We start from the raw sequence: 24,396 nt of genomic DNA, 5'->3' as shown, positions 1-24,396 counted from the left end.
CCGCCCGAGACGGATCACGCGGCTGGAGATCGCCCCGTGGAGGCCTCTCGCGTGCGACGATGTCCGGACAGCGGCGGATCGATGGCGGTAGGAGGCTGCGGTGCCCGTTCTTCCCGGCGCCGAACCGTTCGTGCACGACGGGTCCGACGAGATCGGGGTCCTGCTGTGCCACGGGTTCACCGGAACCCCGCAGGGCATGCGGGACTGGGGTGAGCACCTGGCCGCCGAGGGGTTCACGGTGCGCTGCCCGCGGCTCCCGGGGCACGGCACGCACTGGCGGGACCTCAACCGCACCGGCTGGACCGACTGGTACGCGGCCGTGGAGCGGGACCTCGCCGAGTTGACCGGGCGCTGCCGGTCGGTGTTCGTCTTCGGGCTGTCGATGGGCGGCACGCTCACGTTGCGGCTGGCGCAGAACCACCCGGAGCTGTCCGGCATCGTGCTGGTGAACCCGTCGGTGACGACGCTGCGCAAGGACGCGGTCCTGCTTCCCCTGCTGTCCCGGGTACTCCCGTCGATCCCGGGCGTGGCCGGGGACATCGCCAAGCCGGGCGCCGTGGAGCTCGGCTACGACCGGACGCCGCTGCGCGCGGCCGCGAGCCTGCAGCGGTTGTGGCGGCTGGTGCGCCGCGATCTCGGGAAGGTGCGGCAGCCGGTGCTGCTGGCCCACTCCGCCACCGACCACGTCGTGGAGCCGGTGAACTCGACGATCGTGCTGGAAGGCATCCGAAGCGGCGACGTCACCGAAGTCGTGCTGCGGGACAGCTACCACGTGGCGACCCTCGACCACGACGCCGCGTCGGTGTTCACCGGTAGCGTCGAATTCGTCCGCAGGATCCACCGCGAGCGTGTCGAGGAACCCGCATGAGCACGCGTCATGAGAACGCCGACGGCCCGGAGGACATCGACGCCGCCTTCGCCGAGATCGTCGCAGGTCTCGAGCAGGACGAGCCGATGGCGCGGTGGCCCGAGGAGGACCGCGGCACCGGCGACGAGGCGCCGAAGTCCCCGGCCGCCGCACCGGAACCCGCGGCCGCGCCGCGCGACTGGACCCCGCCCGCGGACGCGCCCGACGAGGGGCACTACGAGCCGCCGGAACCGCCGCCGATGCCGCGTCCCGGGGTCGGCACGGTCGGCGGCGTGCTGCTGGTCGCGCTCGGCATGACGCTGCTGCTGGTGCCGGGGCTCCTCGGCCTGGGCACCACGCCCGCGCTCTCGATCGGGCTGGTCGCGGTGAGCGCCGGCATCGGCTGGCTGCTGTTCCGGATGCGCCGGACACCGCCGGAGGACCCCACCGACGACGGCGCCCAGCTCTGATCCCAGGGGCGAACGGCCCGCCCGCCCCAGCGGAGATCGGGCCGGTCGGTCCTTCGCCGTTCGTGCTCAGCTGAGGTGGGTGGCGGTGGCGGCCACGTGCTCCCTGGCCAGGGTGGCGGCGCCGACGATGCCCGCTTCGTCACCGCGCTTGGCGACCCGCACCTGGGCCAGCGGGCGGTGGCCCGCGCCGGTGAGCGCCGCCGCGTAGTGCCGCCGGGCGGCGGGCAGGAACAGGTGCGCCGAGCCGGACACGCCGCCCGCGAGCACCACGACCTCCGGGTCGTAGACGTCGGCGACCAGCGCGAGTCCTTCGCCCAACCAGCGCGCGAGCTCGTCCACCGCGCGCGCCGCCACCGGATCGCCCTGCTCGGCGGCCTGCGCGACCCGCTCCCCGGTGATCTCGCCCGGGTCCTTGGCGGCCTCGGCGGCCAGCGGGGAGGACGGGTCCTCGGCCAGCAGTTCCAGCGCCGTCGCGGCCAGCGCGGTGCCGCTGCAGTACCGCTCCCAGCAGCCCCGCTTCCCGCAGGGACATGCGCGCCCGCCCGGCACCAGCCGCAGGTGCCCGAGTTCGGGGGCGACGCCGTGCGCACCGCGGAACACGTCGCCGTCCAGCACCAGCGCGCCGCCGATGCCGGTGCCGAGCGCGACGAGCGCGGCGACCTTCGCGCCCGCCGCCGCGCCGAAGCGCTGCTCGGCGATCGCGGCCGCGTTCGCGTCGTGCTCCAGCACCACCGGCAGCCGCACCCGGTCGGCGATGTTGTCGGCGACCGCGACGTGCCGCCACGGCAGGTGCGGGGCGAACCGCACGACCCGCCGGTCCTCGCTGACGAAGCCCGCCACGGCGAGGCCCACCCCGGCCACCGGGTACTGGTCGGCGAGGCACAGCACGGTGTCGGCGATCGCCGAGTCCAGTTCCGGGCCGGTGCCCGCGGACGGCACCCGCAGCGTGTCGAGCACGGTGCCCTGCGGGTCGACGACGCTGGCGCGCAGGCTGGTGCCGCCGACGTCCACTCCGACGGTCAGCACTCGGCACCTCCGCCCGCGGCCTGCGCGGCGGTCCGGCCGCGGACCCGTCGCACGTCGATGCGCTGCACCTTCGACGGTTCCGGTGCGGCCGGTTCGGGCGGCGGGTTCGCGGTGCCCGCCGGGTGGTGCTCGGCGGCGGATTCGCGCAGCAGGTCCAGCAGTCCGGCCAGCTGGTCGGCCAGCCGGGAGGTCAGTTCGGGGCGCTCGCCGCGCAGCAGGCTCGCGATCGCGCAGATCGGGCACCAACCGCAGGTGGGACCGCCGCGGTCCGCGCCGGTGGTGGCGCGGTCGCCGGTGCCCGGCTCGGCGCGCCCCGCGCCGGTTCGCCGGTCTCCGATTCCCGCATCGCCGATTCCCGCATCGCCGGTCCCGGCGCCGCCGGTCCGCGGGTCGCCGGTTCGCGGGTCGCCGGTGCTCGCGTGCGCGGCGTGCTCCGCGCCGCCGAGTCCGCGCAGGTACTCCTCCGCGCGCCCGGCCGCCGCGTCGAGCAGCAGCCGGAACTCCTCGGCCATCCGGTCGCGACCGGCCCCGGTCGTCCGGGACTCGTCCGCGGAGCCCGTTCCCGCGGGATCGGCATGCTCACCGCGCATCTGGTCCACCACCTCCACTGATCGGGGCCGCTCTCATCGCATCCACTGGCCGGGGTCCGGCCGGAACGACACGGTCAGCCCGTCGTCGGCGGCCACCGCACCGGTCACCGTGCACCGGCGCAGCACCGCGGGCAGCGCGATCAGCCGCCGCCTGCCGTCGACGGTGACGGCGAGCTCGTCGCCGATCCGCGCCAGGTCCACCTCGGCGTCCTCGTGCAGCGGCAGGCCCAGCCGCAGCGTGTACTCCGCGTCCAGCGACCGGCCCCCGCCGCCGAGCTCCACCTCCGGGGCGCTCGCGGCGCCGGCCAGCGGATCGTCGGTCCCGTAGAGCTCGTCGGCGAGCTCCAGCAGCGCCGGGCCCACCGGCTCCGCAGCCCGGTGCAGCACCGAGCGCACCGGCAGGTCCGTCGCCGCCCGCACGTCGGCCAGCACATTCTCCTGCTCCCGGCGGCGGGTGCGCAGCCAGGTGGCCGCCTCCCCGCGGGCCGATCCCGGGTGCGGCACCAGCCGGTTCGCCACCAATCCGTCCACCCGGATCTGCTGCAGGGCCAGCGCGGTCAGCGTGCGCCGGGTCTCGGCGGCCACCACGGCTTCCGGGGTGAGCACCAGCCGCACCCCGGTCTGCGGGGAGAGCAGCGTGCCGCGCAGCTCCGCCAACCGGTCCGCGAGCCTGCCGAGCGCTTCGGCGACCCCGTCCCAGCGCTCCACGTTCTCGCTGCCCGCGACGCCCGCGAGCAGCCCGCGCACCACGCGGCGGTGGGCCGGGAACAGCCGCTCCAGGTACCCGGACAGCGATTCGGGCAGCGCCAGCAGCCGCAGCGTCTCGGCGGTGGGCCCGCAGTCGACGACGACGGCGTCCCACACCCCGTCGGACGCGAAGCGGTGCACCTCGGCGAGCGCCAGCAGGTCCTCCACCCCGGGCAGGTGGGTGAGCTCTTCGGCGTCGAGCTCGCCGACCCCCGCGCCGAGCAGCATGGTGCGCAGGTGTTCTCGCAGGTCGGACCACGCGCGGTCGAGCAGGTCGCGGGTCTGCACCTCGGCGGCGTGCAGCCGGGCGGTGCGCTGCTCGGCGCGCAGTTCGACCTCGGCGGGTTCGGCGCCCAGCGGCGTGCCCAGCGAGTCGCCCAGGGAGTGCGCCGGATCGGTGGAGACCACCAGCACCTTCTGCCCGAGCTCGGCGAGGCGTGCGGCGGTCGCGGCGGCGAGGGTCGTCTTGCCGACGCCGCCTTTTCCGGTGAACAACAGGATGCGCAAGGGCGGTCTCTGGATCGGATCGGGGCTGGTGCCGGGGCCGACCGGTCGCCGAGCCGTCCGGCCACCGGCTCGGGGGTCACCGCCGCTGTGGTCGGTGTGCTGCTGGGACCGGTGCTGCTGGTGCCGCGTCGGTCGGGACCCGCACCCGGACCGACGATCACCGCGGTGCGGGGCGCCCGGGTCAGGAGCGGGCTTCGACCCGGCGCTTGAGCTCCTTCAGAGCGGTATTCATGATCATCTTCTCGGCCTTGCGCTTGAACATGCCGATCATCGGCATCGCCAGGTCCACCGCGAGGCTGTAGGTCACTTCGGTGCCGCCGTCCTTCGGCGCGAGCCGGTAGCTGCCCTGCTGCGCCTTCTGGACCTGCCCTTCGGACAGCGTCCAGCTCACCGACAGCCCGTCCTCGGCCCACTCGTAGACGTTGACGTAGGTGTCCTTGACCACCCCGGCGTCGAGCACGAAGCGCACCTTCTCGGCCTGCCCGCCGCCGGTCGTCGAGAGCACCTCGGTCTCCTTGACCGCTTCCGCCCATTCCGGGTAACTCGCGAAGTCCGCGATCACCGCCATGATGTCGGCAGCGGCCGCCTGGATCACGATGGACTGGGTGGACTGATCGACCATGCCCCGAAGATTACAGGTCCGCGCGCGGGCGGGGCGCGACCGGCGGCCCGGTGTCCGGCGCCGTCCATCGTTCGTGATCGTCACCAGCGGAGCGCGTAGGGCCGCTCGGTGCGCTGGAAGTGCCCGACGTTGACGCATTCGGTGCTCCCGACCCGCACCCGGGTGGCCAGCGGCTGGTGCACGTGCCCGAACAGCGACCAGCGCGGCCGGTCCCGGTGGATGCGCTCCAGCAGCGCCGCGGAACCGTGCTCGGGGCGGCGGGCGATGACGTCGTAGACCAGGTCGGGGACCGCGGGCGGCAAGTGGCTGCACAGCACGTCGACCGGTTCGAGGGCCGCGACGGCGGCGTCGTACTCCTCCTCCGGCCGCAGGTACGGCACCCAGGCCGCGTCCCGGCGCAGCACGCCGCCCGGGGACAGCACGGTGCCGCCGACGAAGCCGAACCGCAGGCCGCCGATCTCGACGCTGGTGCCGTCGACGAAGTGCACGCCGTCGCGGGCGAACTCGGGCCACAGCTCGGGTTCGTCCACGTTGCCCGCGATGGCGTAGGTCGGGGCGCTCATCGCGGCGAACAGGGTGGCGTACTGCTCGCGGACGGCTTCGCGCACGACGCGCTTGGGCTCGTCCAGCGAGGCCCACAGGGAGCGCGCGTAGGCACCGATCTCGGCACCGCGGTGGTTGCGGCGCAGTTCAGCGAAGTGCGCGACCTTCTCGGCGCCGAAGACCGCGCCGAGGATGCCCCGGCCGTGGTCGTGGTAGTCGACGAAGTCGATCAGGTCGCCGAGCACGACGAGCGCGTCGGCACCGTCACCGGCCCGCTTCAGGGCTTCGGCGTTGCCATGGACATCGGACACCACGTGCACGCGCACGATCTACTCCTCACCGCAGTTCTGCCGACCGGGTCGCGAGCGCGGACGCCGCTGTCCGCCGCACCGCCATGCTGCCGTGCCGCGCGGGATGGAACCAGCAGCGATCACCGTCCGGGACGGCGCGGGCCAGCCGTTCGGCGGCGCCGAGTGGTCCGCGCGGACGGTTCCGCGGGCCCTCGACTGCTCCGGACGTGGTTAGCGGTGGCACCGGACAGCCTGCCATGATCCTCACCACCGGCGGAAACGACTCGGGCGGGCACCGGTGCGCGGCGGATCGCGGCGTGGCAGGCTGCGGGCGGGGGCAGTAAACGAGTCGGACTAGTTTCGTAATCGGGGGCTCGGGTCTACCGCTCGGTAACCATCAGCGTTAGGTTGTCCGCACATTTCGCGTTTCATCGGAGGTTTCAAGGTGCGAGAGTTCAGCGTCCCCGCGACTGAGGCCGTGGCCGAAGACGAGAACCTCACCGACATGGTGTGGGCGAACGCGGAACGCTTCGGCGGCAACGTGAGCTTCCGCCGCCGGGTGGACGGCACCTGGATCGACGTCACCGCCGCCGAATTCGCCGCCCAGGTGCTCGCGATCGCCAAAGGGCTGATCGCCGCCGGGCTGCAGCACGGCGACCGGGTCGGGCTGATGTCCCGCACCCGCTACGAGTGGACGCTGCTGGACTTCGCCATCTGGTCCGCGGGCTGCGTGACCGTGCCGGTGTACGAGACCTCCTCCGCCGACCAGGCCGAGTGGATCCTCAGCGACTCCGGCGCCCGCGCCGTGTTCGTCGAGACCGACGCGCACCGCGCGGAGCTCGACGGCGTCGTCGAGAAGCTCCCCGCCCTGGAGCACGTCTGGCAGATCGACGCGGCCGAGGGCGCCGTCGACGCGCTCACCGAGCTCGGCGCCGACATCACCGACCAGGACGCCCACCGGCGCCGCCGCGAAGTCCGCGCCGACGAGCTGGCCACCCTCATCTACACCTCCGGCACCACCGGCCGCCCCAAGGGCTGCGAGCTCAGCCACCGCAACCTGCTCGCCGAGGTCCGCGGCGACGTCAGCGTCTTCCCGCAGCTGCTGCGGCAGGGCAACTCGATGCTGATGTTCCTGCCGATGGCGCACGTGCTGGCCCGCGCCATCGCCACCGCCTGCGTCTACTCGCGCACCACGCTCGGGCACACCGGCGATGTCAAGGACCTCGTCAGCGACCTCGGATCGTTCCGGCCCACGCTGATCCTCGCCGTGCCGCGCGTGTTCGAGAAGGTCTACAACACCGCCAAGCAGAAGGCGCACGGCGACGGCAAGGGCCGCATCTTCGACGCCGCCGAGGACACCGCCGTCGCCTACAGCCAGGCGCTGGACACCGGCGGGCCCGGCATCGGCCTGCGCGCCAAGCACTTCCTGTTCGACAAGCTCGTCTTCGGCAAGCTGCGCGCCGCGCTCGGCGGCCGCTGCCTCGGCGCCGTCTCCGGCGGGGCACCGCTGGGCGACCGGCTGGCGCACTTCTACCGCGGGGTGGGCGTGCCGGTGCTGGAGGGCTACGGGCTCACCGAGACCACCGCGGCCGCCGCGGTCAACGTCGAAGAGGCCTACAAGATCGGCACCGTCGGGAAGCCGATCCCCGGCACCAGCGTGCGCATCGCCGAGGACGGCGAGGTGCTGCTCAAGGGCGACGTCGTGTTCCGCCGCTACTGGAACAACGAGACCGCCACCAAGGAATCCCTCGAGGACGGCTGGTTCCACACCGGCGATCTCGGCTCCCTCGACGAGGAGGGCTTCCTGCGGATCACCGGGCGCAAGAAGGAGATCATCGTGACCGCGGGCGGCAAGAACGTCGCACCCGCCGTGCTCGAAGACCACCTGCGCGCGCACCCGCTGATCAGCCAGTGCATGGTCGTCGGCGACAAGAAGCCGTTCATCGGCGCGCTGGTCACCCTCGACCCGGAGTTCCTGCCCGCGTGGCTGGGCAACCACGGCCGCTCCGCGGACACCCCGCTGACCGAGCTGGTCGACGACCCCGAGGTGCACGCCGACGTGCAGGCCGCCATCGACGAGGCCAACAAGGCCGTCTCCCGCGCCGAGGCGATCAAGAAGTTCCGCATCCTGCCGAAGGACTTCACCGAGGCCACCGGCGAGATGACGCCGAGCATGAAGCTCAAGCGCAACAAGGTCGCGGAGAACCACGCGGCCGACATCGAGGCGATCTACGGCTGATCTCCCCCGGAATCCCCTCGCCGCGCGAGGGGGAACGGCCGATCAGAACATCCTGCGGAGCTCCGATCTCCAGGACCTGAGCAGGTCCGAGGTGGACAACCCGGCGATCTCGTGCAGCGCCGGGTCCACTTCGGACGGTGAGCCGGAGCCCGCGATGCGCTTGTACAGCTGCACCACCTTCGGCTCCCCCACCAGCTTCGACAGGTGCGCCACCAGCGACCAGGACTGCTGGTAGGCCAGGTCCAGATCGCGGCCGGAGGCGTGGAACTCGGTGTCCGGCGGCGGCCCCGCAGGCGGCTCCCCGGTGCGCACCCGCCGGGCCAGGTCGGGCGCGATCCGCTCCGGCGACAACCCGCTGGCCCGGTAGCCGACGTAGTCCGCGAAGCCCTCCAGCAGCCACATCGGCGCGCCGTCCGCGGTGTCGGCCCGCGCGGCCACGTGCGCCATCTCGTGCCGCAGCACCACCCGCAGCGAGGTGTCCGAGAGCCGGTCCGCGGTCTCGGTGTTGAGCACCACCCGCGGGCCCTCCACCCGCCGGGAGGCGGTGTCCACCTTGTCCGCGACGGCGACGGCGGCGATGCCGTCCACCGCGAACTCGGCGCCCACCAGCTCGCGCAGCTCCTCCTGGGAGCGCGGCAGCAGCACGCCCACCTGGCGCCGCCAGTCCGGCCCCCACACCGCGGTCACCGCCGCCTCCGCCGAATCCAGCTCCCCCGCCACCCGGTCCGCGAGCTCCTCGGACCCGTCGTGGCCGATGATCACGCCGTGCGGCAGCACCCGGACCCGGCAGTCGCCGAAGTCCCACGGCCCGCGCCAGGACCGCCCCCGTGCCCGCTCGTCGCCGCTGAGCAGCCAGCGCCCGTCCCGGCGGGTGAAGGTGAACCCGGTCGGGCGTTCGGTGGGCACCTCGTCGACGCCGGCCAGCGCGTAGCGCAGCACCACCTCCGGCGTCCCGCCCGCGGCCGGGGCGTCCCGCACCTCGTAGCCCCATTCGGCGAGCGGCACCTCGGCGAGGCTGCGGAAGAGCTCGCGCTGCCTGCGCTGGAAGTCGTCGGGGGCCGCCGGGTCCAGCGAAGCCGTGAACGCGGCCTCGTCGTGGTCCAGGACGGCGCGGGCGCGGCTCTCCAGCACCGCCTGCCACTCGCGCTGCGCGGTCGCCGGAGCGGCGTTCTGGAACGCGGGAACGGGTGCGGGCGGGGCCTGCGCCGGGAACGGGACGAACGCGCCCACGGCCAGTGCGGCCGCGGCGGCGACCGCCGCAGGCCACCCCCTCGACGCCCCAGGCACGAGCCGGATCGTAAGTGGCCCCGCTGCGCCCGGCCCGTCGCGAACGGCCGCCCGTCACCCACACGCGAGAAGGGCCGCCGCCCCCTCGTCGGGGACGACGGCCCTCGCGTGCGTTCCGCGCGGTGCTGCGGGAATCAGCCTGCGACGCGCCGGATCGAGTTCACCGGGGCGATGCTGTCGTACTTCGCGACCTTCACCACGTCGCCCTCGGTGGGGGCGTGCACGGCCTTGCCGTTGCCGACGTACATCGCGACGTGGCTGACCGGGCTGTAGTAGAAGATCAGGTCGCCGGGCTGGAGCTGGCTGGCCGAGATGCTCTTGCCCTCGGTCACCTGCGACTTGGTGGAGCCGCCGATGCTCACGCCCGCCTGCTTGTAGGCCCACTGCATCAGGCCGGAGCAGTCGAAGGTGCTCGGGCCCTTGGCGCCGTAGACGTACGACGAGCCCTGCTTGCTCAGCGCGGCGGTGACAGCTGCGGCGGCCGAGCCGCTGCCGCCCGCGAATTCGTAGTCGGTCTCGCCGCCACCGGTCAGCGAGGACTGCTCGTCCTCGGTGAGCTCGGCGTAGCGCTCCTTGACCTTGGCGATCTGCGCGTCCATGTCGGCCTTCTTGCGGCCGATCTCGTCCTGGATGCGGGCCGCGTCGGCCTCGGCCCGTGCCGCCTGCTCGCGGGAGGCTTGGGCGCGCTTGGTGGCGTCCTCGGCCTGGTGCACGGCGGCGGACAACCGCTTGATCGCGTCGTTGTTGTCCTTGGCCAGCACGTCCAGCGCCGAAGCGCGGTCGAGGAAGTCGTTCGGGGATTCGCTCACCAGCAGCGCGGAGAGCTTGTTCAGCCGGGCGCCCTGGTAGGAGGCGGTGGTCAGCTTGTCGACCTGGCCGCGGAAGCGCTCTTCCTCGGCCCGGGCCTGCGTGGCGACCTGCTCGGCCTGGTCCGCCTCGGCGGAGGACCGGTCCAGCTCGGCCTGCTTGGCCGCGTGGTCGTCCTCGGCCTTCTTGTAGTCCTCGGTGACGACTTCGGCCTGGTGCGAGAGCTCGCGCACCTGCTTGGCCGCGTCCGAGGCGTTGTCGGGGAGTTGGGGGTCTGCGATCGCCGGCGCGGAGGTCATGCTGACGGCGGCGGCGACCGCCGAGGCCGCCAGCGCTCCGCGCATCGTGCGCTTCAATCGGTGCGACGCCACGTCGCGCATAGCTCCTTCGTTGTCGACCGCCTACCGAGAACGCAGGGGTGGTCCGGAGCGATCCCGGACTCCGGGCGCGTTGCGGCGCCCGCTCACCCCACGGGGGCAGGTCCCGGTTCGGCTCCCCGACTAGCCGATTCGGCGGCGCTTCGCGGAGGACCCGGAGTGGGTCGCTGATCGCCACGAAGACGCGGTAAGGCTACGAAAGGTGAAGCGTGACGTCTAGCAGAGGGGGGGTAATTCTTCTGAACACGACGCAATAGCACAATGGGATTATCTTCATACGCGGAGCGTGATCGGATTACCCGATCTTCTGACCTGCGGCTCCCCGATGGGACTCACCGGCCCGGATCGGCCCACCGCACCGCACGGGCCCGCTATGAGATCCACCACGCCCCGGCGCTCAGACCCGGTTCAACCGCTCCAGCAGCACCGCCGACGCCACCGCGTACGCGCCCGTGCGCCGCACGGACGTCACCACCGCGCGGTCCGAGGTCGCCACCACCAGCTGCCTGCCCTGCGGCTCGGCCACCACCAGCTCCCGGATCACGTCGTCCGCGATCACTCCGGCCGGGCTGAACATCACCCGCACCCCGCGCGGGCCCGCCGTCGGCACCGACAGCACGTCCGCCCCGTCGAACACCACCGTCACCTCGGCACCGGTGCGCGCCGCCAGCGCCGCCAGCTGGTGCGCCAGCCGGTTGCGCTGGTCCGCCAGCGGCAGGTCCGGGTACCCGGTCTTCGTCACGTTGTAGCCGTCGACGATCACGTGCACCGCGGGCAGCGCCAGCAACCGGTCCAGCGCCGCCGCATCCGCGACCCGGCCGGTCTCCCCCGAATCCGGCCGCACCCGCTGCACCACGTCCGCCGGGCGCGGGCCGTGGCCGCCCGCGCGCAGCTCCCGGCGCAGCCCGCCGAGCGCGCCCTCCATCGTCTCCAGCAGCAGCGAGATCCGGACCTCGTCGCCCTGGCGGGCCTCCCGCGCCGACTGGCGGGCCACCTCGGTCTCGGCCGCCGCGCGCTGCGCCCGCTCCCGCTCCTCCTGCGCGCGGTCCCGCTCCCGGTCCCGCTGCGCACGCAGGTCCGCCAGCTCCGATTCGACCCGCTCGTGCGCGGCCGCGAGCTCCGCGCGGGCCGCCTGTGCGTCGTCCTTGGCCTCCTTCAGCCGCACGCCCTGCTCCCGCAGCCGCTTGCGCAACCGGTCGGCCTCCGAACCGGACTCCGTCCCGGCGCGCTCCTGAGCGCGGCGGGCCTCGGCCAGCTCGGCCTGCAACCGATCCGCGTCCGCGGCGAGCCGCTGGGCCCTGGCCTGCGCCGAGTCGCGCTCGCCGCGCAACCGGCCCTGCTCCACGCGGAACGCGACCAGCTCCAGGAAGTGGCCCGTGTTCGGCAGCGCCAGCAGCAGCCCGGCCGCGGCCACCACCACCGGGTCCGGGTGCACCCCGTCCAGCCCCTCAGGGCGGTTCTCCCGGCACCAATCGGCGACCGCGGTGCGGAACACCGGCGAGTCGCGCAGCGCCACCAGCAGCGGCCCCTGGCCGAGCTTCGCGCGCTTCGCCGGGGCGAACCGGACCACCGGGCGCAGCTGGGCGGGCACGTCCGAGGGGCGCAGGTCGTCGAGGGCGTCCGCCGCCAGCTCGGCGAGCCGGGCACGCACCGGGGCGGGCAGCTCGTCGGGGTCCGCGCCGAACTCCCGGTGCTGCTCCGGTTCCCGGGGCCGGTCGGCTTCTCCGGTCTGCTCGGTTCCCCCGGACCGCCCGGCTTCCGCGGGGAGTGCGGCGTCCCTGGTCCGTTCGGCGCCCGCAGGCCGGTCCGCTTCCCCGGAACCCTCGGCTCCCGCAGACCGTTCGGCTCCCGCAGGCCGTTCAGCTCCCCCGGACCGCTCCGCTCCCGCAGGCCGACCGACATCCCCGGGACGGCCAGGTTCCCGGGGCCGGTCCGCTTCGGAGCGCCGCGCCGGGGAAGGCTGTTCGGGACCGGTCTCCCGGGCACCGTCCGGCACCTGCCGCGGACCGTCCACAGCAGACTCTTCGGTGCGCGGGGAGTCAGCACCCGACGTCGGCGGAACCACGACCCCAGGCTAGTCGGCCGCTCCCCGCTCACCCGATCCGGAGGTTGTCGGGGTCCCGTCGTAGCGTGCATGCGATGACCGGGCAGCTGACCTTCGACGAGATCGACGACGAACTCCCGCTGCACTCGGCCACCTTCGTCGTCGTCGACCTGGAGACCACCGGCGGCAGCTCCCGGCAGGACACCGTCACCGAGATCGGCGCGGTGAAGGTGCGCGGCGGCGAGGTACTCGGCGAGTTCGGCACCCTCGTCGACCCCGGCCGCGAGATCCCGCCGATGGTGGTCTCGATCACCGGCATCACCCAGGCGATGGTGCACGGCGCGCCCCGGTTCGACTCGGTGCTGCCCGCGTTCCTCGAGTTCAGCCGGGATGCGGTGCTGGTCGCGCACAACGCCCCGTTCGACGTGGGCTTCCTCCGGGCGGAGTGCGAGCGGCTCGGCGTGGCCTGGCCGAAGCCGACGGTGCTGTGCACCGCGAAACTCGCCCGCCGCGTGCTCGGCAAGGACGAGACGCCGAACCACAAGCTGGGCACCCTCGCCCGCGTGCTGCACGCCCGCACCACCCCGGTGCACCGCGCCCTCGACGACGCCCGCGCCACCGTCGACGTGCTGCACGCGCTGCTGGAGCGCCTCGGGCCGCTGGGCGTGCGGACCGTCCCGGAGCTGCTGGAGCACCTGCCGGACGTGACCCCGCAGCAGCGCCGCAACCGCGGTCTCGCCGATCCGCTGCCGCACGCGCCCGGCGTCTACCTCTTCCGCGGCCCGAACGAGGAGGTGCTCTACGTCGGCACCGCCTCCGACCTGCAGCGCCGGGTCCGGCAGTACTTCACCGCCGGGGAGCGCCGCAGCCGGGTCAAGGAGATGGCGGGACTCGCGCACCGGGTGGACCACGTCGAGTGCGCGCACCCGCTGGAGGCCGAGGTCCGGGAGCTGCGGCTGCTCGGCGCGCACCAGCCGCGCTACAACCGCCGCTCCAAGTTCCCGAAGCGCACCTGGTGGGTGGTGCTCACCGAGGAGGCGTTCCCGCGGCTGTCGATCGTGCGCACCGCCCGGGACGGCGCGCTGGGTCCGTTCCGCTCCCGCACCGCGGCCGCGGCGGCCGTCGAGACCCTGCAAGCCGGGGGCTCGCTGCGCCGCTGCACCGAGCGGATCCCGGCGCGGGACCAGCGCGGCCGCCCGTGCGCGGTGCACGAGCTGGGCCGCTGCGCGGCACCGTGCGCCGGGTTGCAGAGCGTCGAGGAGTACGCGCCGGAAGTGGTCTCGGTGCGTGAGGTGATCTCCGGCGCGCCCCGCTGGGAACCCGGCGGACTGCTGGAGCGGCTGCGCGCCGAGCTGGGCCGGTTCTCCGCCGAAGAGCGCTTCGAGGACGCCGCCGCGGCCCGCGACCGGCTCGCCGAACTGGTGCGCGCGCTGGACCAGGCGCAGCGCTGGGCGGCACTGGCGGCGGTGCCCGAGCTGGTCGCGGCCCGCCCGGACGGTTCCGGCGGCTGGCAGCTGGCGGTGGTCCGCCACGGCAGGCTCGCCGCCGCCGGGAACGCGCGCCGCGGGGTGCCGCCGATGCCGGTGGTCGACGCGCTCCAGGCCGCGGCCGAGACGGTGCTGCCCGAGCCGGGCCCGCTGCGCGGCGCCCCCGCCGACGAGGTGCGGGTGGTGCACCGCTGGCTCACCACCGGCGGCACCCGGCTGGTCCGCTGCGCGCAGCCGTGGTCCGAGCCCGCGGGCTCGGCGGCGTCCTGGCGGGCGTGGCTGGACCGGGCCGCGCAGGCCAGGGCGCCGTACCCGGCCGCCGACTGACCGGGCCCCGCGCGGTTCCCGACCACGAAGAACGGCCCGGCACCCTGCAAGGGGTACCGGGCCGTTCGGCAGTGCTGATCGCTCACTCGGAGGGCTGCTGCGGCTTTCCGCCGGAGACCAGCTCGCGCTCCTCGTGCGCCTGGCGCTCGTTCTCGGCGCGCGCCCGCGCCAGCGCCTCGGTCTCCTCCGCCGGGTCCGGCTTCAGCCAGCTGCCCTCGACCGGGGAGCCCGCGGCCCCGAGCTTGTTCATCTTCTTCGGCACCGAAGCGCCCTGGTACGGCAGCTCCTCGGGGTGGCCGTGCGAGTCGACCGGGCCGAGCGGCTGGTGCACCTCGATGAACTCGCCGTGCGGCAGCCGCTTGATGATGCCGGTCTCCACGCCGTGCTCCAGCACCTCGCGGTCGGAGCGCTGCAGGCCCAGGCAGATCCGGTAGGTCACCCAGTAGGCCACCGGCGGCAGCAGCAGCAGGCCGATGCGGCCGCCCCACGTCATCGCGTTCAGCGAGATGTTCAGCTCGAACGCGATCACGTCGTTCATGCCGGAGACCATCAGCACGCCGAAGAACGCCAGCGCCATCATGCCGAGGCTGGTGCGTACCGGGTTGTCCCGCGGACGCTGCAGCAGGTTGTGGTGCGCGTCGTCCCCGCTGAGCTTGCGCTCGATCATCGGGTAGCCGATGAGCAGCGTGAACATGATGCCCATGCCCAGCGCACCGCAGAAGAACACCGGCGGCACCGTGTACGGCCCGATGTAGAGCTCCCAGGCCGGCCAGATCCGCAGGATGCCGTCCGCCCACATCAGGTACCAGTCCGGCTGCGAGGCGGCGGAGACCTGCGAACCGATGTACGGCCCGAGGTTCCAGATCGCGTTGATCTGGAAGACACCGCTCATGATCGCCAGGACGCCGGTGGTCAGTGCGAAGAACGCACCGGCCTTCAGCGCGAAGATCGGCATGATGCGGACGCCGACGACGTTGGTCTCCTTGCGCTTGGCGCCCGGGAACTGGGTGTGCTTCTGGTACCAGACCAGCGCCAGGTGCACCGCGACCAGGCCGAGCATGATCCCCGGCAGCACCAGCACGTGCAGGATGTACAGCCGCGGGATGATCTCCGTGCCGGGGAACTCCCCGCCGAACAGCGCCCAGTGCATCCAGGTGCCGAGCACCGGGATGGACAGCACGATGCCGGACATGGTGGCGCGGACACCGGTACCGGAGAGCAGGTCGTCCGGCAGCGAGTAGCCGAAGAAGCCCTCGAACATGCCCAGGATCAGCAGCAACGAGCCGATGACCCAGTTCCCCTCACGCGGGCGCCGGAACGCACCGGTGAAGAAGATCCGGAACATGTGGGCCATCATCCCGGCCACGAACAGCAGCGCCGCCCAGTGGTGCAGCTGCCGGATGAACAGGCCGCCGCGGACCTCGAACGAGATGTCGAGGGTGCTCGCGAACGCCTTGGACATCTCGACGTCCTGCAGGTTCCGGAACACCCCGTCGTAGGTGACCTCCTCCATGGAGGGGTCGAAGAACATCGTGAGGTAGATCCCGGTGAGGATCAGGATGATGAAGGTGTAGAGCGCGATCTCACCGAGCATGAACGACCAGTGCGTCGGGAAGACCTTGTTGATCTGGCGGCGGATGCCCGGCGCCATGTTGTAGCGCTTGTCCGCCTCGTCGGCCGCGGAGGCGGCCTTCCGGTAGAGCTTGCTCTCCGGTTTGGTGGGCGTCGTGATCGAACTCATGAGTTGCGCTCCCAGTACGCTGGGCCGACCGGCTCGATGAAGTCGTGCCTGGCCACGAAATATCCCTCTTCATCCACCGTGATCGGTAGCTGCGGCAGGGAACGGGTGGCCGGACCGAAGACCGGCTTGGCATAAGTGTGGACCACGTCGAACTGCGACTGGTGGCACGGGCACAGCAGGCGACCGGTCTGCTGCTCGAACAGCGAGGTGGGGCAGCCCACGTGGGTGCACACCTTCGAGTAAGCGTAGTAGTCGCCGTAGTTGAAGTCCTCCTGGCCCTTGCGCTTGATCGGAGCGCTGCCCGGCCGGAGCCGGATGAGCATCACCGGGGCGTCGCTGCGGCGCAGCACCGAGACGAGCTTGTGCTCGTCCTCGCGGTCGGACTCGCGGAACGGGAAGACGGTCTCGAAGCCGCCGGCGTCGATGTCCTCCGGGCGCAGCAGCGACACGTCGTGCGGGTCACCGGTGTCGCGGCGCAGGTAGACCTTCTCGTTGCCCTCCTTCATCCACGCCGTGTGCTTGAGGGAGTCGGGTCCCTCGGTGGCCCACGGGTTGCGGATGAAGCCGCCGATGGCGATGACGCCGGTGCCCAGCCCGAGCACGGCACCGCTGAAGGCGAGCGTGCGCTGGATCATGGAGCGCCGGGCGAACCCGCTGCGCACGCCGGTGTCGGCGAGGATCGCGGTGGTCGTCTGGCGGTCGACCTCTTCGGAGCCGTGCCCGTCGTGGCGCTGCTGGACCGCGACCTCGTGCGGGATGAGCCGCTTCGCGTAGAGCACCACGCCGACGCCGATCGCGAAGATCGACAGGCCGAGGAACAGGCCGACCAGCGGCGTGTACAGGTTGTAGAGGAAGTACTCGCGGCCGCCCTGCTGCGGGGTCACGTAGCCCCAGGGCCAGAACACGAACACGGCGATGAACGCGATCGCGGAGAGCCCGGCGAGCGCGAACCAGGCCGCGACCGCGCGCTCGGCCCGCTTCTCGGCGCGGGTGTTCTCCACCGGGAACGGGTCCTCGTAGTGGAGGAGCTCGACGCCGTCCAGCGCCAGCCCGAGCCGCATCTTCTCGTCGCGGCTCATCTCGGCCAGTTCGGCCTCGGTGTAGTCCCGCCTGGGGGTTTCGTGCCCCTCGTCCCGCGGGGTGTCACTTGCACTCATGCCCTGGCTCCGATCCACAGGGTGACGCCGATCAGCGCGCCGAGTCCGACGACCCAGGCGATGACGCTCTCCGAGGCGGGGCCGAAGCCGCCGAGGGAGCTGCCACCCGGGTTGTTGTTGTTGTTCGTCACGGACTTGACGTACGCGATGATGTCCTTCTTCTCCTCCGGCGTGAGCTGCCGGTCGGAGAACTTCGGCATGTTCTGCGGCCCGGTGAGCATCGCCTCGTAGATCTGCTGCTCGGTGGGAGCGTCGAGGCTGGGCGCGAACTTGCCGGACGACATCGCGATGCCGCGTCCGGTGAAGTTGTGGCAGGAGGCGCAGTTGAGCCGGAACAGCTCACCACCGCGCGAGGAGTCACCGGTGGCGGCGGCACCGGTGGTGTCCGGGGACTCCGGGCCCCCGCCGTAGGTCTGCACGTAGGCCGCCATCGCGTCGATCTCCTCGGGGGAGAACTTCGGCGGCTTGCGGATCGCCTGGGCTTCCTGGCGGACCATCGGCATGCGGCCGGAGGAGACCTGGAAGTGGACGGCGGCCTCGCCGACGCCGACCAGGCTCGGGCCGCGGTCCTTCACGCCGCCCAGGTTCGCGCCGTGGCAGCTGATGCACGCGTTGTTGTAGAGCTGCTCGCCCTGCCTGACCAGCGCCGGGTCCGCCGCGGCGTGCGCGGTCTGCGGCTCGGGGGTCAGGACGGTGTACAGCCCGCCCGCGCCGACCAAGGCGATCCCGAGCGCGAGGACACCGGAGAGCCTGCGCCGGAACTTGGATCCCGCGCGGTTCCGTTTCTTGATGGTGGTCATGAGTGCGGCAACCCTTGCTGTCAGGTTCGGGGTGTTACGTGGCGGCCCGGTGGGGCCGGTGGATCACGGAACGAGGTAGATCACGGCGAACAGTCCGATCCAGACGATGTCGACGAAGTGCCAGTAGTAGGACACGACGATCGCCGCGATGGCCTGTGCCGGGGTGAACTTGCTCAGCTTGGTTCGGATGAGCAGGAACACGAAGGCGATGAGCCCGCCGATGACGTGCAGGCCGTGGAAGCCGGTCGTCATGAAGAACACCGTGCCGAACGCCGACGAGGCGATCGTCGTGTGGTGCGCGGTGACCAGCGTGTAGTACTCGCCGGCCTGCCCCAGCACGAAGATCGCACCCATGATCAGCGTCACCACGTACCAGCGGCGCAGGCCGAACACGTCGCCGCGCTCGGCCGCGAACACTCCCCACTGGCAGGTGAACGAGGACGCCACCAGGATCACCGTGAACGGGAGGGCGTAGGCGATGTTCAGCTCGCTGGGCGGCGGTGGCCACGCACCCTCGTTCTGCGCCTTCACCGTGAAGAACATGGCGAAGAGTCCAGCGAAGAACATCAGCTCGCTGGCCAACCAAACGATGGTGCCGACGCTGACCATGTTCGGCCGGTTCAGCGAGTGCACGCGTTGACTGATTGAGGGCGCTGCCGTTGTCACGCGACGCATTATGTCCCGTGCGTTTTCCCGCTGCGCTCTCGGGTCCCGGGCGTGGCTCCTCGGTGATCGGATCGCGACCTGGAGGTAACTCATCGTGTTGGATTTCCGCAGCGTTTTGTCCCGTCTGGGCTTACGTGCCCGGTCAACGGGCCCTGCCGCGCCGGATTGGGACGATTCGGACCTGACCGTGGTGGTCAGCGCGTTCGACGAGACGGAGGCCGCATCCGCGGTGCTCGCCCGCTCCCCCGACTGGGTCGAAGCGGGGGCCGCGGTGCTGCGCCACCACCTGCTGCTCCCACCCGGATCGACCGAGCGGGCCGCTGAGCTGCTGGAACAGGATGGCTGGCGGTTGCGTGCGGCGGCCGAACCGGAACTCGCGGGCTTCGGCGCGGAGCCCGCGGCCGGCGCGGAGCCGCTGTTCGCGGAGCGTGTGCAGAAACTCGACGCGTTGCATTGCTCACAGGAGAGCTCGCGGATGGCGGGCCTGGCCCAGCGGCTCGGCGGCCGGGCCGTCGGGTGGGTGGCGTTGCAGAAGCCCTGACCGCCCGGCCCGGCGGCGTCGTGGCGGGTACTGCTCACCCCCGTTGAGCGGCTAGCATCCGGAGATCACCGTCATCGAGGACACCCTCTCGTCATCGGGCCGGGTCACCACGACGCAGTGCGCGGACCGCCTGGCCAGCGAGGAGCAGCTGATGAGCACGTCGACCACCACCGTCCTGGTCTTCAGCCACCGCGCCGAGGTGCGCGAATCGATCATCAACGCGATCGGCAGGCGCCCGTCGCCGGACCTGCCCCGGGTGACCTACGTGGAGGCGGCGTCGGTCGCCGACGTGCTCAGCGAGGTCGACGCGGGCCGCGCCGACCTGGTCGTCCTCGACGGCGAGGCGCAGCCCACCGGCGGCATGGGCGTGTCCCGGCAGCTGAAGAACGAGATCGCGCACTGCCCGCCGATCGTGCTCACCGTGCGCAGGCGGGACGACCGATGGCTCGCGACCTGGTCGCAGGCGGACGCGGTGCTGGTGCACCCGCTGGACCCGCTGTCGTCCGCCGAAACGGTCGCCGAACTGCTCCGCACCGCGCTACCCGCGGTGCGGGCCTGAACCTCCCGGAGAACAATCGTGGGCACCATGTCGGGTAGCTGGCCGGAACTCCTCGGACACCTCGTGGCGGGCAACGACCTGTCCACGGAGGACACCGCGTGGGCGATGGACCTGGTGATGACCGGCGCGGCCACCCCGGCCCGCGTCGCCGCGTTCGTCGTGGCGCTGCGCGCCAAGGGCGAGACCGCGGCCGAGGTCCGCGGCATGGCCGACACGATGCTCGCGCACTCGCTGCCGCTGCAGGTGGACCGGCGGACCGTCGACGTGGTCGGCACCGGCGGGGACCGCTCCGGCAGCGTGAACATCTCCACGATGACGGCGATCGTGCTCGCCGCCTGCGGCGCGGCGGTCGTCAAGCACGGCAACCGGGCGGCCTCGTCGAAGTGCGGCACGGCCGACGTGCTGGAGACGCTCGGCGTCACCATCGACCTGCCGCCCGCGCGGGTGCGGGACTGCCTCGACGAGGTCGGCATCGGGTTCTGCTTCGCGCCCGTGTTCCACCCGGCGATGAAGTTCGCCGCCGGACCGCGCCGGGAGATCGGCATCCCCACCGCGTTCAACGTGCTGGGGCCGCTGACCAACCCGGCGCGGCCGGCCAGCGGGCTCATCGGCTGCGCGGACCAGCGGATGGCGCCGGTGATGGCGGAGGTGTTCGCCGCGCGCGGCAGCTCGGTGCTGCTGGTGTCCGGCGACGACGGGATGGACGAGATCACCACGACCTCGACCACGACCTGCTGGGTCGTCGGCGACGGGCAGGTCCGGCAGGAGCGGATCGTCCCGGAGGACCTCGCTATCCCGCGCACCACGCCGGAGGCGCTGCGCGGCGGCGACGCCGAGGTGAACGCCGAGGTGGTGCGGCGGCTGCTCGCCGGTGACCGCGGGCCGGTGCGGGACGCGGTGGTGCTCAACACCGCGGGCGCCCTCGCCGCCCACGACGGCATCGGCACCGACCTGGACGCGCAGCTGCGCGCCGGGATCTCCCGCGCCGAGCAGGCCATCGATTCCGGTGCCGCCGCCGAGCTCCTCACCCGCTGGGCCGGCTTCGGCCGGTAGCCCCGGCCGGCTCGCGGTCCGGCGCGCCGGGTCACCCGGTGGCGCTCACTCCAGGCCGATGGAGAAGGTGGCCTCGGTGTCCTGGCGCGAGTAGGAGCGGAACGCGATGTGCGTGTCGGTGTCCAGCACCCCGGCCACCTTGTTGATCTTCCCGGGGACGATGTCGGCGATGTCCTCGTGGTTCGTGACCCGCAGGATCGCGATCAGGTCCACGTCCCCGGCGCACGAGTAGACCTCGGCGACGCCCTCGATGTCGGCGACCTCCTGCGCGGCTTCGGTGAGCCGGTCGGCGACGGTCTGGATGAGCACGATCGCGGTGATCACGAAGAGCCTCCTGGCTGCGGGACGTCGTTGCTCGAATCCTAAGCTCACCGGAGCGAGCGCCACCCACCTCCGTGCCGCGGCCGACCGGCCGGTCGAGCGGGCCGGTCAGGGCACCGGGTCGAACGGGCCCCGGTCCGGCTCGCAGACCGCGCCCTCGGGAGGCAGCGCGCCATCGCTGAAGTACGCGTTCAACGCCTCGTCGATGCAGGCGCTCTCCCCCCGAGCGCCGTGCCCGAACGTGTCGAGCGTGAGCAGCCGGGCGTCGGCCAGCAGTTCGGACGTCGTGACCGCGTCGTCGTACGGCGTGGCCGGATCACCTCGCCGATTTCCGATGACCAGTACCGGTCCGGCCGTCTCCCGGTCCCACGGGCCGGTGTAGCGGTCCGGATCAGGCCCGCCGGGCCAGGTCGCGCAGCCCAGCGACAGGTACGTCCAGTACGAGCCGAAACCGCGCCCGTCCTCGTCGGCCCGCCGGGCGTGGTCCGGCCACGCCCACGGGTCGCGGGGATTGCCACCGTCGTTGCACATCACGCTGAGCCGCTGCTCCACGCCCATGGAGGTTCCCCAGCCCCGCGACGCGGGCGGAACCGGCACGACCGGCGCAGGCCGGGCTGATCCACCGGGCGAGGAGAGCTCGTGCAGCTGCTGCAGGAACTCACCGAGCACCGTCGACGCCCAGGCGCCCTTGAGCGCGCTCGCCGTCCTGATCACGGCCGCCTGGTAGGTGACCTCCATCGAAGACCCGTCCGGCCGGGTGATCGTGACGGGCCGGACCGACAGCCTGTCCAGCAGCGCGTCGTACTTGCCGAGCAGATCGGTGCCCGGCTCCCGGAAGGCACACCGCTCATCGGTGGCGCACGCGTCGAGGAACGCGTGCAGCGCCTGCTCTGCACCGCCCGCGGCACCCGTCCGGTAGGTCATCGGCTCGGCCGCCCCGCCCGGCAGGTACCCCGTGGTCCACTCGATCGGATCGACCACGCCGTCGATCGCCACGGCGCCCACCCGCTCCGGGAACAGGTTCGCGTACACGGTGCCGAGATGGCTGCCGTAGGAGAGTCCGTAGTAGTCGAGCCGGTCCTCCCCGACCGCTTCGCGCAGCAGGTCGAGGTCCCGGGCCACGTTCGCCGTCGAGGTGTGCCGCAGCAGCGGGCCCGCGTTCCGGGCGCACTGCTCGACCGCGTGCGCGGTGTCCTCGATCTGCATCCGTTCCTGCGCCGCGTGCACGGGAAAGGAATCCGTCGGGTCGAAGCCGTCACCGGGCTCGCTGGAACAGCTGAAGCCGTCGCTCTCGGCGACACCGCGCGGGTCGAAGCCGACGATGTCGAACCGCCGGTGCAGCTCCGGGGTGAGTTCCGGCGCGAACTTGCCGCTGTCGCCGGGCCCGCCCGGGTTGTAGAAGATCGTGCCGAGCTTGTGCTCCTGATCGGCGGCGGGCAGTTTGCCCACGGCGAGCCGGATCTGCGGTCCTGCGGGGTCCCGGTAGGACAGCGGCACCTCGGCCGTCGAGCACTCGTAACCGGGCCCGCCCGCGCAGGGCGTCCAGTCCAGCGCCGGTACGGCCGCCCCGTTGGTGCGCAGCGGAGCCGGCGCGGAATCCGCGGCGGGTGGCCCGGCGACGGCGGTCGGGGTGAGCGAGCCCGTCACGAGCACGGCGGCGAGGATCGCCGAGCCGCGCGCTGAAGCGGCGATGCGTGACGACATGTCCCGGCCGATCTCCAAGAGTTTCCACTGCCGAGCGAAAACTAGCGAAGAAGATCAGTTCGCTACCAGCGGAGAACGACCATCTGGGGGCAGAAACAGGTGAGCCCCCGGACCAGAGATCCGGGGGCTCACCTAGGTGTTGAAGATCAGTCGTGGTTCGGTCCGGTGTGGTACTCGAACACCAGGCCCGCGACCATGATCAGCAGCACGCCGATGGAGATCACGATCAGCACCACGTGGAAGAACGCCAGCGCGATACCGGCGAACGCGGCGGACGCCGCCAGCCCGGCGGGCCAGTAGCTGCCGGGGCTGAAGAAGCCCAGCTCGCCCGCGCCGTCGCTGATCTCGGCGTCCGGGTTGTCCTCCGGACGCGGCTCGATGCGCCGAGCCACGAACTGGAAGTAGCTGCCGATCAGCAGCGACAACCCGCCCACCAGGATCAGGGCCACCGTGCCCACGGGTTCGTGTGACCACACCCCGTAGACGATCGCCGACAGGAAGAAGAAGCCGGTGATCATGTTGAAGATCTTCGCTTCGACCTTCATGGATTCCTCACTCTCGCGCCCTACGCCCTGCCGGGATCAGTTGCCGGCTTGCCGGCCGCCGATGGTCGACGGCTCGCCGGAGGTGCGGTCGGTGTCGAACGGGACCGAGGTCACCGCCCGCGGCGCGCACAGCTCACCGCAGTTCATCTGCCCCAACGCCTCGGCGGCGGTGTAGTACTGGCCGGTGGCCGGGTTGGTCTGCGTACGCAGGTTGATGTACTGGTCGAACTTGTCCGGCGACAGGGCGCGGACTTCGAAGTTCATCATCGAGTGGTAGGTGCCGCAGAGCTCGGCGCACCGCCCGACGAAGGAGCCCTCGCGTTCGATGGTGTTCTCGAAGACGGCTTCCTGGTCGTTCTTCTCCGGGTGCGGGAAGGTGTCCCGCTTGAAGTGGAACTCGGGGACGAAGAACGAGTGGATGACGTCGGTGGAGCTCAGGTTGTACTGGATCGTCGACCCGGTCGGCAGCACCAGCAGCGGGATCTCGCTGCTGCTGCCGACGGTGCGGACCGGCTGACCGTCCGGCGTCCGGTGGTCCGGGTAGTTGAACTCCCAGTTCCACTGGAACGAGACGACGTTGACCTTCTCGTCCGGCGTCTCGGACTTGGCCATCACGTAGTTCTGGGTGGTGGCGGTGAAGTAGAACAGCACCACGACCATCACGAACGGCACCGCGGTGTAGATGACCTCCAGCGGCACGTTGTACTGGAACTGCCGGGGCAGCTCCTCGCCCTTCTTGCGGTGGAAGGCGACCGTCCAGAACATCAGGCCCCACACCAGGACGCCGACCGCCAGTGCAGCGATCACCGACCAGGTCCACAGCTGACGCATGGACTCGGCCTGCGGGGTGACGCCCTCCGGCCAGCCGAACCTCAGGACCTCGTCGGTCGAACAGCCCGTGGCCGCGACCGCGACCAGGCCTGCCAGCCCGGCGACTTTGACCAGCCGTGGCACTCGGGTCCCCTCCTCCAGACGTTCCTGCCGCAAGCTCCCCATTCGAAAGCCCACTGCGCGACGCCTCCTCGCTGCGTGTTCCCACCGTCGCCGCGGGTCTGGGCACAACGCGCACCCACCATGTCCCGCGGCCGGAATGCTGCGG

At 72.1% G+C, this 24,396-nt stretch carries 23 protein-coding genes; 7 read left to right on the top strand and 16 right to left on the bottom strand.

Annotated elements, in window-relative coordinates; genetic code table 11:
* Positions 1-100: 100 nt before the first annotated feature.
* Positions 101-868: an alpha/beta hydrolase gene (locus tag AC29IT_RS07895; RefSeq protein WP_358432840.1), complete on the top strand. Its 768-nt coding sequence runs from the start codon at positions 101-103 to the stop codon at positions 866-868.
* Positions 865-1,317, top strand: a complete 453-nt coding sequence (locus AC29IT_RS07890; protein ID WP_488218284.1) for a DUF308 domain-containing protein — start codon at positions 865-867, stop codon at positions 1,315-1,317. Before AC29IT_RS07895 ends, AC29IT_RS07890 begins: the two co-directional genes overlap by 4 nt.
* A gap of 66 nt (positions 1,318-1,383) precedes the next feature.
* Here the strand turns inward: AC29IT_RS07890 and AC29IT_RS07885 are convergent, their stop codons facing one another.
* From AC29IT_RS07885 to AC29IT_RS07865, 5 genes are all read right to left on the bottom strand, one after another.
* Positions 1,384-2,343, bottom strand: a complete 960-nt coding sequence (locus tag AC29IT_RS07885) for an ROK family protein (protein WP_358432836.1) — start codon at positions 2,341-2,343, stop codon at positions 1,384-1,386.
* Positions 2,337-2,933 carry a hypothetical protein gene (locus AC29IT_RS07880; protein ID WP_488218283.1) on the bottom strand — a complete coding sequence of 199 codons (597 nt, stop codon included), beginning with the start codon at positions 2,931-2,933 and terminating at the stop codon, positions 2,337-2,339. Before AC29IT_RS07880 ends, AC29IT_RS07885 begins: the two co-directional genes overlap by 7 nt.
* A gap of 33 nt (positions 2,934-2,966) precedes the next feature.
* A complete protein-coding gene (locus tag AC29IT_RS07875; protein ID WP_488218282.1) occupies positions 2,967-4,187 on the bottom strand; it encodes an ArsA family ATPase in 1,221 nt (406 codons plus the stop codon).
* Positions 4,188-4,368: 181 nt separating this feature from the next.
* Positions 4,369-4,809 carry an SRPBCC family protein gene (locus AC29IT_RS07870; RefSeq protein WP_358432830.1) on the bottom strand — a complete coding sequence of 147 codons (441 nt, stop codon included), beginning with the start codon at positions 4,807-4,809 and terminating at the stop codon, positions 4,369-4,371.
* An 80-nt stretch (positions 4,810-4,889) separates the two neighbouring features.
* On the bottom strand, positions 4,890-5,678 hold the full coding sequence (locus tag AC29IT_RS07865) for a metallophosphoesterase family protein (protein ID WP_488218281.1): 789 nt from the start codon (positions 5,676-5,678) through the stop codon (positions 4,890-4,892).
* A 409-nt stretch (positions 5,679-6,087) separates the two neighbouring features.
* Here AC29IT_RS07865 and AC29IT_RS07860 point away from each other — a divergent pair, with 409 nt between their 5' ends.
* On the top strand, positions 6,088-7,881 hold the full coding sequence (locus AC29IT_RS07860) for an AMP-dependent synthetase/ligase (protein ID WP_358432826.1): 1,794 nt from the start codon (positions 6,088-6,090) through the stop codon (positions 7,879-7,881).
* 42 nt (positions 7,882-7,923) lie between these two features.
* On the opposite strand, the gene AC29IT_RS07855 is transcribed toward AC29IT_RS07860, so the two are convergent.
* The 3 genes from AC29IT_RS07855 to AC29IT_RS07845 all read right to left on the bottom strand — a co-directional run bounded on the left by AC29IT_RS07855 (position 7,924) and on the right by AC29IT_RS07845 (position 12,003).
* A complete protein-coding gene (locus AC29IT_RS07855) occupies positions 7,924-9,168 on the bottom strand; it encodes a basic secretory protein-like protein (RefSeq protein ID WP_488218280.1) in 1,245 nt (414 codons plus the stop codon).
* Positions 9,169-9,302: 134 nt separating this feature from the next.
* A complete protein-coding gene (locus tag AC29IT_RS07850; RefSeq protein WP_358432822.1) occupies positions 9,303-10,355 on the bottom strand; it encodes a C40 family peptidase in 1,053 nt (350 codons plus the stop codon).
* A gap of 394 nt (positions 10,356-10,749) precedes the next feature.
* Positions 10,750-12,003 carry an NYN domain-containing protein gene (locus tag AC29IT_RS07845; RefSeq protein ID WP_358432820.1) on the bottom strand — a complete coding sequence of 418 codons (1,254 nt, stop codon included), beginning with the start codon at positions 12,001-12,003 and terminating at the stop codon, positions 10,750-10,752.
* A gap of 488 nt (positions 12,004-12,491) precedes the next feature.
* On the opposite strand from AC29IT_RS07845, the gene AC29IT_RS07840 reads away from it, so the two are divergent.
* Entirely contained in the window at positions 12,492-14,210 is a 1,719-nt protein-coding gene (locus AC29IT_RS07840) for a DEDD exonuclease domain-containing protein (protein WP_358432818.1), read from the top strand.
* A gap of 82 nt (positions 14,211-14,292) precedes the next feature.
* Here AC29IT_RS07840 and qcrB read toward each other — a convergent pair whose 3' ends face one another.
* The 4 genes from qcrB to ctaE form a co-directional block, all read right to left on the bottom strand.
* Positions 14,293-15,951 (bottom strand): cytochrome bc1 complex cytochrome b subunit, encoded by a 1,659-nt coding sequence (qcrB, locus tag AC29IT_RS07835; protein ID WP_488218279.1) that lies wholly within the window; start codon positions 15,949-15,951, stop codon positions 14,293-14,295.
* Complete coding sequence (gene qcrA, locus AC29IT_RS07830; protein WP_488218278.1) at positions 15,948-17,108, bottom strand: cytochrome bc1 complex Rieske iron-sulfur subunit; 1,161 nt, start codon at positions 17,106-17,108, stop codon at positions 15,948-15,950. Before qcrA ends, qcrB begins: the two co-directional genes overlap by 4 nt.
* Positions 17,105-17,908, bottom strand: a complete 804-nt coding sequence (gene qcrC / locus AC29IT_RS07825; protein ID WP_224966980.1) for a cytochrome bc1 complex diheme cytochrome c subunit — start codon at positions 17,906-17,908, stop codon at positions 17,105-17,107. Before qcrC ends, qcrA begins: the two co-directional genes overlap by 4 nt.
* A gap of 63 nt (positions 17,909-17,971) precedes the next feature.
* Positions 17,972-18,583, bottom strand: a complete 612-nt coding sequence (gene ctaE, locus AC29IT_RS07820) for an aa3-type cytochrome oxidase subunit III (RefSeq protein ID WP_488218570.1) — start codon at positions 18,581-18,583, stop codon at positions 17,972-17,974.
* 85 nt (positions 18,584-18,668) lie between these two features.
* On the opposite strand from ctaE, the gene AC29IT_RS07815 reads away from it, so the two are divergent.
* The 3 genes from AC29IT_RS07815 to trpD all read left to right on the top strand — a co-directional run bounded on the left by AC29IT_RS07815 (position 18,669) and on the right by trpD (position 20,727).
* The gene (locus AC29IT_RS07815; RefSeq protein ID WP_488218277.1) at positions 18,669-19,115 is read left to right on the top strand and encodes a hypothetical protein; all 447 of its coding nucleotides are present in this window, start codon (positions 18,669-18,671) and stop codon (positions 19,113-19,115) included.
* A gap of 151 nt (positions 19,116-19,266) precedes the next feature.
* Positions 19,267-19,674 (top strand): response regulator, encoded by a 408-nt coding sequence (locus AC29IT_RS07810; RefSeq protein WP_224955313.1) that lies wholly within the window; start codon positions 19,267-19,269, stop codon positions 19,672-19,674.
* A 27-nt stretch (positions 19,675-19,701) separates the two neighbouring features.
* Positions 19,702-20,727, top strand: coding sequence for an anthranilate phosphoribosyltransferase (trpD, locus tag AC29IT_RS07805; RefSeq protein WP_358432809.1), 1,026 nt, complete (start codon positions 19,702-19,704; stop codon positions 20,725-20,727).
* A gap of 45 nt (positions 20,728-20,772) precedes the next feature.
* On the opposite strand, the gene AC29IT_RS07800 is transcribed toward trpD, so the two are convergent.
* The 4 genes from AC29IT_RS07800 to ctaC form a co-directional block, all read right to left on the bottom strand.
* Complete coding sequence (locus tag AC29IT_RS07800) at positions 20,773-21,051, bottom strand: Lrp/AsnC family transcriptional regulator (RefSeq protein WP_358432807.1); 279 nt, start codon at positions 21,049-21,051, stop codon at positions 20,773-20,775.
* A gap of 105 nt (positions 21,052-21,156) precedes the next feature.
* The gene (locus AC29IT_RS07795; protein ID WP_358432805.1) at positions 21,157-22,752 is read right to left on the bottom strand and encodes an alpha/beta hydrolase; all 1,596 of its coding nucleotides are present in this window, start codon (positions 22,750-22,752) and stop codon (positions 21,157-21,159) included.
* Between the two features lie 146 nt (positions 22,753-22,898).
* Positions 22,899-23,297, bottom strand: coding sequence for a cytochrome c oxidase subunit 4 (locus tag AC29IT_RS07790; RefSeq protein WP_358432803.1), 399 nt, complete (start codon positions 23,295-23,297; stop codon positions 22,899-22,901).
* Positions 23,298-23,333: 36 nt separating this feature from the next.
* On the bottom strand, positions 23,334-24,293 hold the full coding sequence (gene ctaC / locus AC29IT_RS07785) for an aa3-type cytochrome oxidase subunit II (RefSeq protein WP_358433058.1): 960 nt from the start codon (positions 24,291-24,293) through the stop codon (positions 23,334-23,336).
* Positions 24,294-24,396 lie beyond the last annotated feature (103 nt).

The sequence above is a fragment of the Saccharopolyspora sp. MMCC62 genome (assembly GCF_057736575.1).
Note: the sequence above shows the minus strand (reverse complement) of the source record. Positions and strands in the feature narration are given on the sequence as shown.

Coding starts and splice junctions, on each gene's coding strand:
- AC29IT_RS07880 (WP_488218283.1), bottom strand. CDS start 2,933: ATGCGCGGTGAGCATGCCGATCCCGCGGGAACGGGCTCCGCGGACGAG.
- AC29IT_RS07870 (WP_358432830.1), bottom strand. CDS start 4,809: ATGGTCGATCAGTCCACCCAGTCCATCGTGATCCAGGCGGCCGCTGCC.
- ctaE (WP_488218570.1), bottom strand. CDS start 18,583: ATGCGTCGCGTGACAACGGCAGCGCCCTCAATCAGTCAACGCGTGCAC.
- qcrB (WP_488218279.1), bottom strand. CDS start 15,951: ATGAGTTCGATCACGACGCCCACCAAACCGGAGAGCAAGCTCTACCGG.
- AC29IT_RS07790 (WP_358432803.1), bottom strand. CDS start 23,297: ATGAAGGTCGAAGCGAAGATCTTCAACATGATCACCGGCTTCTTCTTC.
- AC29IT_RS07890 (WP_488218284.1), top strand. CDS start 865: ATGAGCACGCGTCATGAGAACGCCGACGGCCCGGAGGACATCGACGCC.
- qcrA (WP_488218278.1), bottom strand. CDS start 17,108: ATGAGTGCAAGTGACACCCCGCGGGACGAGGGGCACGAAACCCCCAGG.
- AC29IT_RS07840 (WP_358432818.1), top strand. CDS start 12,492: ATGACCGGGCAGCTGACCTTCGACGAGATCGACGACGAACTCCCGCTG.
- trpD (WP_358432809.1), top strand. CDS start 19,702: ATGTCGGGTAGCTGGCCGGAACTCCTCGGACACCTCGTGGCGGGCAAC.
- AC29IT_RS07810 (WP_224955313.1), top strand. CDS start 19,267: ATGAGCACGTCGACCACCACCGTCCTGGTCTTCAGCCACCGCGCCGAG.
- qcrC (WP_224966980.1), bottom strand. CDS start 17,908: ATGACCACCATCAAGAAACGGAACCGCGCGGGATCCAAGTTCCGGCGC.
- ctaC (WP_358433058.1), bottom strand. CDS start 24,293: ATGGGGAGCTTGCGGCAGGAACGTCTGGAGGAGGGGACCCGAGTGCCA.
- AC29IT_RS07795 (WP_358432805.1), bottom strand. CDS start 22,752: ATGTCGTCACGCATCGCCGCTTCAGCGCGCGGCTCGGCGATCCTCGCC.
- AC29IT_RS07850 (WP_358432822.1), bottom strand. CDS start 10,355: ATGCGCGACGTGGCGTCGCACCGATTGAAGCGCACGATGCGCGGAGCG.